This window comes from Pseudomonas sp. Xaverov 83, assembly GCF_019352905.1.
Classification (GTDB): domain Bacteria; phylum Pseudomonadota; class Gammaproteobacteria; order Pseudomonadales; family Pseudomonadaceae; genus Aquipseudomonas; species Aquipseudomonas yamanorum.
In genome coordinates, this window is record NZ_JAAAFU010000058.1 from 75,888 (window position 1) to 81,814 (window position 5,927).

6 protein-coding genes are annotated in these 5,927 nt (G+C 61.8%); all 6 read right to left on the bottom strand.

Annotated features, from left to right (window positions below):
* Positions 1–148: 148 nt before the first annotated feature.
* From K0H47_RS19240 to fmdA, 6 genes are read right to left on the bottom strand one after another with little or no spacing between them, the layout of a single operon-like run.
* Positions 149–1,504, bottom strand: coding sequence for an MATE family efflux transporter (locus tag K0H47_RS19240; protein ID WP_063031493.1), 1,356 nt, complete (start codon positions 1,502–1,504; stop codon positions 149–151).
* A gap of 22 nt (positions 1,505–1,526) precedes the next feature.
* Positions 1,527–2,090, bottom strand: a complete 564-nt coding sequence (locus K0H47_RS19245) for a DUF2239 family protein (RefSeq protein WP_218264273.1) — start codon at positions 2,088–2,090, stop codon at positions 1,527–1,529.
* A gap of 50 nt (positions 2,091–2,140) precedes the next feature.
* Positions 2,141–3,097 carry an AAA family ATPase gene (locus K0H47_RS19250; protein WP_219273426.1) on the bottom strand — a complete coding sequence of 319 codons (957 nt, stop codon included), beginning with the start codon at positions 3,095–3,097 and terminating at the stop codon, positions 2,141–2,143.
* 3 nt (positions 3,098–3,100) lie between these two features.
* Complete coding sequence (locus tag K0H47_RS19255) at positions 3,101–4,144, bottom strand: aliphatic amidase (protein WP_093198844.1); 1,044 nt, start codon at positions 4,142–4,144, stop codon at positions 3,101–3,103.
* A 15-nt stretch (positions 4,145–4,159) separates the two neighbouring features.
* The gene (locus tag K0H47_RS19260; RefSeq protein ID WP_063031501.1) at positions 4,160–4,507 is read right to left on the bottom strand and encodes a zinc ribbon domain-containing protein; all 348 of its coding nucleotides are present in this window, start codon (positions 4,505–4,507) and stop codon (positions 4,160–4,162) included.
* 2 nt (positions 4,508–4,509) lie between these two features.
* Complete coding sequence (gene fmdA / locus K0H47_RS19265) at positions 4,510–5,739, bottom strand: formamidase (RefSeq protein ID WP_063031503.1); 1,230 nt, start codon at positions 5,737–5,739, stop codon at positions 4,510–4,512.
* Positions 5,740–5,927 lie beyond the last annotated feature (188 nt).

Genomic DNA, 5,927 nt, shown 5'->3' on the forward strand with positions numbered 1-5,927 from the left:
AGCGAGGTGCCGACAGGCGGGCAGAGCCCTTTGCTTACTTTGGGCTGGGCCGGCATTCCGGCTTTTCCAAAAGTGAGCCGCTGTAAGAGCGGAACCATAAGTAGCCGTGACCGAAGAAGCGGATATGTACTCCCTCCCCAAAAAAACCTCACACCAGCCGCTTAATCTGCTTATGCCGCCAAACCAACCGGTAATACGCCGTCTGCAACCCCAGCATCGCCAGATACGTCACCGGAAACGCCATCCACACCCCTTCCAACCCAAACCGCGCATTCAGCAGATAAGCCACCGGCAACTCCACCCCCAACACGCAAACGATCGAAATCCCCACTGGCACCAGCACCACGCCGCTGGCCCGCATGATCCCGCCCACCACCGCCTGGAAGCCAAACACCAAAATGCTCCAGAGCATGATATGCAGCAGGTGCTCAGCCTTGACCCGCGCATCCACGTCGGTAATGAACAACCCCAACAACCAGTGCGACAACCCATACCCCAACACAATCAACCCACCCGTCAGGCACAGGTTGATCAAAATTCCCGTACGCAGGATCGGCCCAATCCGCTCCAGCCGCCCTGCCCCGATCGCCTGCGCCCCCAGAATCGACGCGGTGATGGCAATCGACAACGCCGGAAACTGCACATAGTTGACGATCTGCGTTACCGCCCCATACGCCGCCGTCGCCTGGGAACCATGGCTGTTGACCAGCGCCAGAATCACCAGCTCCGACAACGACAACACCACCATCTGCAACCCGGTCGGCAGACCAATACGCAGCACCTTGCCCAAAATCACCCGGTCCAGCCGCAACGCCGCCATCAACTCGCGATCCGGCGCCATCACGTGGTTTTTATGGCGCAGGCGCAGCACCAGAAACGTCATCGCCAGGGCGTTACCCACCAGCCCTGCCAGTACCGCGCTCTGAATGCCCATCGGCGGCAAACCCAGCCAGCCCTTGATCAGCGCCGGGGTCAGCACCAGGCCCACGGCGGTCGAGACCATCAGCGCCAGCAACGGCGACACCGTGTCACTCACGCCTCGCAGCAGTTGGGTGAACAGGATGAACACCAGCAACAGCGGCATGATCAGCATCATCATCTGCGCGTAACCCACCGCGTCATCCAGCACATCCACCGGTGTGCCCAGGGCCTGCATCGCCGGCCGTGCAAACACGCTGCCCAGCACCGCCGCGATCACCCCGATCAGGGCGCCGAGGGTCAGGGTGGCGCCGGTGATCGACTTGACCATCGAGGTTTCCTGAGCGCCCCACGCCTGGCCAATCAGCACCGAAGCGCCCGCCCCCAGGCCGATCACCAGGGCGATAAAGAAAAACACGATGGGGAACATCCCCGACACCGCCGCCAACGCCTGGGTACCGAGCATCTGCCCGACGTAGATACCGTTCAGCGTGCCGGAAAAGCTCTGGAGGAAATTGGACAGCACCATGGGTGCCAGAAAGATCAGGTAGATCTGCCACAACGGTCGTTGCTGGGTGACTTCCATGAAGGTTCGGATCTCAATGCAATTAGGCAGGGAAAGCGTTGCGTGATAACCAGGCCAGGTACAACTTCACATCCACTGGCCAGTGCGCAATCTTGTTGGAAAATTCGGCGCCGTCCTGGGCAAACAACGCCCGCGAGGCTTCTTCGAAACCCGGCAGGTCGCCGCCGAGTGCGCTCATGAAACGATAGCTGGATTCCTTGGCCTGGCGTCGCTCATCGTGCTCGGCATGGGCGTTGCGTGCTTCATCCACCAGCCGGCGCAAGGCCGCCGAGGCGCCACCGCGTTGTTGCCCCAGCCACTCCCAATGCCGTGGCAGCAGGGTCACTTCACGGGCGACCACGCCCAGCTTCGGTCGGCCTACGGTAGGTGACGCAGGCACTTCGGCCTCGGTCACCGTAGCTGCCGGTTGCTGGGGCGCATAGCCCGCGGGCCAGGGATAGTCGACTTGAACGCCGCTGGTGTCATCGAACACCAGCAAGCTGCCGGTCGACAGGTCGAGACTTTTCAGTTTTTTAGCGACGTCGGCATAAGAGCCGGCGGCCACGCGTTGGTGGCCAAGGAAGGCGGTGCAGTGTGATGCGCTCATGGCTTTTACCCGGAATATATTGTTTTACCCGGGTTATATTAGCTTGAAATTTATTTGTTGCAAGTCGCTTGTCGCGAAACCACCAAATGATTGCTGATGGCGGTCGCGTCCATGGCGCCCACGCCCGGATCACCCAACAGGCACTCGGCAATCGCCGGCTCAAGTTCCACCCGCAACCGGCGGCCCAAGGCGCGGGCACCAAACCGTACGTCATGGTCGCGGCACAGCCATGCCCGTGCCGATTCATCCAGCACCAGTGACCGCTGCTGCGTCGCCAGGCGTTGATTGAGTTTGCCGAGTTCCACCTCAAGCAGCGCTTCAAGCCACTGATGGTCGATGGGCTCGAACACCAGGACACGGTCGATACGATTGAGAAACTCCGGCTCAAAGTGACTGTGCAAGGCATCCTCCAACACCTCCGCTTCACCCCGCCCCAACCAACGCAACGGAGCAAAACGCTGTCGATGGCGGCGAGCCTGTTGCGCGCCGATATTGCTGGTCATGAAGATCAGGCTGTTGCGAAAGTCCAGCGTGCGAGCGCCACCCGCCAACGTCAGTTGGCCGTTTTCAAGGATGCCCAGCAGGCTGCGCACCACTTCCTGGCTGGCCTTTTCCAACTCGTCGAACAACACGATGCCGGGGCGACTGTAGCTGCCCTGGATCAGCTCGCTGTTGAACAGGCTGATGCCTTCCTTGCTGCCGACGTAACCCGGTGGTGCACCGGTCAGGGCGGCGGCGTAATGCTCTTGGGCCAGAGTGTGCATGTCGATACGGCAGAACCCGTCGGTGCGCCCGTGCAAGGCCAGGGCCAGCAGCCGGACAATTTCTGTCTTGCCGACCCCGGTCGGCCCCATGAACAGGTTGACGCTCAACGGCCGCTCGCGCTCGCCGATATCGGCCTTGACCACCTTGAGCAAGCCTTCTACCTGGGCCAGGGCCGCGTCCTGGCCAACGATGCGGCTGCGCAGCAAGGCCATGACCTGAGCCGGTTCAAAGGTAAACCGCATGCCTCAACCCGCCGTTTTTTCTTTACCGCCATGGGGCAACTGCCCCACCGGGCACTCAGCGACACCGACGGTGTTGCGGGTAAATGCCTCGACATTCTCCCGGGCTTTTTGCGCGTCCAGCACCCAGGTGCGATAGAACTCGAACGGACAATCTGCCACGCCCTTGTCCCCGTCGCCCGAAGCATGCATGCCGGTGTAGCCACGGTGCAGCAGCTTGAACAGATGGTTCTGCGACTGATCATTGGCCCGCGCATCGCGGATCTGCGACACCGACAGCTGGGCGTACTGAATGCCCATTTCTTCCTCGCCGCACTCCCCCAGGGTACGACCATCGAAACCAATGATCGCCGAGTGCCCGAAGTACGAATACACCCCGTCGAACCCCGCCGCATTCGCCACCGCCACGTAGCAGTTATTGGCCCAGGCCATGCTCTTGGACATCTGCACCTGCTGCTCCTTGGCCGGGTACATATAGCCTTGGCAACGCACGATCAGCTCGGCGCCTTTCATCGCACAGTCGCGCCAGATTTCCGGATAATTGCCGTCGTCGCAGATGATCAGGCTGATCTTCATGCCCTTGGGCCCGTCGCACACGTAGGTGCGGTCGCCGGGATACCAGCCCTCGATCGGGCACCACGGAATGCACTTGCGGTAACGCTGGACGATCTCCCCCAGGTTATTGATCAGCACCAGCGTGTTGTACGGCGCCTTGTGGGGATGTTCTTCATGGCGCTCACCGGTCAGGGAAAACACGCCCCAGGTATTGGCCTGGCGACAGGCTGCGGAGAAAATCGCCGTCTCCTCGCCGGGAATGCTCGCGGCGGTGGCCATCATCTCGTCGTGGTCGTACATGATCCCCATGGTGCTGTATTCGGGGAACACCACCAGGTCCATGCCGGGCAAACCCTGCTTCATGCCGACAATGATTTCGGCAATCTTCTTCGCGTTATCGATGACCTCGGCCTTGCTGTGCAGGCGCGGCATCTTGTAGTTCACGACAGCAACACCGACCGTGTCCGGGCTGCTGGATATGTCGCCATGGCGCATTGCAAATCTCCTCGGTCAGTGACTGATCATCCAGGGCCGTGGCCCGGTCTTGGTCTTGAGCCCCAGCGGGTTGGCCTTACTTGGTACCACCGGCTTGCGGGTGCCACAGCAACTGCAGCCCGCCGGGTGCTTGCGCGCCTCCTGATACTCGCCGACGGTTTGCGGCGCATGGGCGCTGCGCTCGTTGCCGGCAATCGCCTTGCGCTGGCTGGCCGACAGCGTGGTCAGCGCCGGTGCCGACAGCAGCAACTGCCCGCCCGGGCCGTCGCAATATGGGCACTGGCTGGGTTCGTGACGCTGGGCCATGGGCCGCAGCATCGTGAAGGTGCCGCAGGACTCACAGGCATATTCATAGGTCGGCATGGCTACAGGTCCGGTGCGATGGGCAGGTCGATGCTGCCGTCGAGGAATTGGGTCGGGCCGTTGGCGTTGGGGTTGATGTCGAACTCGAAGATTTCAGTCGGCAGCCACAACGTCGCGCAGGCGTTGGGGATGTCCACCACGCCGCTGATATGCCCCTGCACCGGCGCCGAGCCGAGCAACGCATAACCCTGGGCCGGCGAGTAGCCGAACTTGGTCAGGTAGTTGATCGCATTCAGGCAGGCCTGGCGGTAAGCGACATTGACGTCCAGGTAGTGCTGCTGCCCCTGTTCGTCGACGGAGATGCCTTCGAAGATCAGGTAGTTCTTGTAGTTCGGGGTGATCGGGCTTGGCTTGAACACCGGGTTCTTGATCCCGTACTTGGCCATGCCGCCCTTGATCAGCTCGACCTTCATGTGCACCCAGCCGGCCATTTCGATGGCGCCGCAAAAAGTGATTTCGCCGTCGCCCTGGCTGAAGTGCAAGTCCCCCACCGACAGGCCGGCGCCGTTGACGTACACCGGGAAATAGATCTTCGAACCGCGGGACAGATCCTTGATATCGCAGTTGCCGCCATGCTCACGGGGCGGCACGGTGCGGGCGCCGGTGGCAGCGGCGTCGTCACGGGCCGCGCCCTTGAGTTTGCCCATGTGTGCGGTGGCGGCCAGCGGGGCGTTGGCCAGGGGTGGGACGCGGGTTGGGTTGGTGTCGATCAGTTCCTGCTCGCGGCGGTTCCAGTCGGCGAGCATCACCGGGTCGGGCAGGCAGCCGATCAGGCCGGGGTGGATCAGGCCGGCGAAGTTCACGCCCGGGATGTGTCGAGAGCTGGTGAACATGCCCTTGAAATCCCAGATGGCTTTTTGCGCGCTGGGGAAGTGATCGGTGAGGAAGCCGCCGCCGTTCTGGCGGGAGAAGAAACCGTTGAAACCCCACTGGGAGTCGGCTTTGGCGCCGATGTCGAGCAGGTCGACCACCAGCAGATCGCCGGGTTCGGCGCCGTGTACGCCCACTGGGCCGGAAAGGTAATGCACGGTGGAGAGGTCGACGTCGCGCACGTCGCTGGCGTCGTCGTTGTTCTTGATGGCGCCGGCGGTCCAGTCGTAGGTTTCGAGGATGAAGTCATCGCCGGGTTTGACCCAGCAGGCCATCGGGATGTCCGGGTGCCAACGGTTGTGGATTTGCTCGTTTTCGGTGACGGGTTGGTTGAGGTCGACTTTGATCAGGGTGTCGGTCATCGAGGTGCTCCCGGAGGTGGCTTGGCTGTCGGGGGCAGTCTCACGGGGATGGGGTTGGGCGGGGAATACGTTGGATGACGTATGCGGCTTTGGGGTTGGGGGCATATCCGTTATTTTTGTAACGGCCGCCTATGGTTCCGCTCTTACAGCGGCTCACTTTTGAACAGCGCAAAAGTAAGCAAAACGCT

Coding starts and splice junctions, on each gene's coding strand:
- K0H47_RS19240 (WP_063031493.1), bottom strand. CDS start 1,504: ATGGAAGTCACCCAGCAACGACCGTTGTGGCAGATCTACCTGATCTTT.
- K0H47_RS19245 (WP_218264273.1), bottom strand. CDS start 2,090: ATGAGCGCATCACACTGCACCGCCTTCCTTGGCCACCAACGCGTGGCC.
- K0H47_RS19250 (WP_219273426.1), bottom strand. CDS start 3,097: ATGCGGTTTACCTTTGAACCGGCTCAGGTCATGGCCTTGCTGCGCAGC.
- K0H47_RS19255 (WP_093198844.1), bottom strand. CDS start 4,144: ATGCGCCATGGCGACATATCCAGCAGCCCGGACACGGTCGGTGTTGCT.
- K0H47_RS19260 (WP_063031501.1), bottom strand. CDS start 4,507: ATGCCGACCTATGAATATGCCTGTGAGTCCTGCGGCACCTTCACGATG.
- fmdA (WP_063031503.1), bottom strand. CDS start 5,739: ATGACCGACACCCTGATCAAAGTCGACCTCAACCAACCCGTCACCGAA.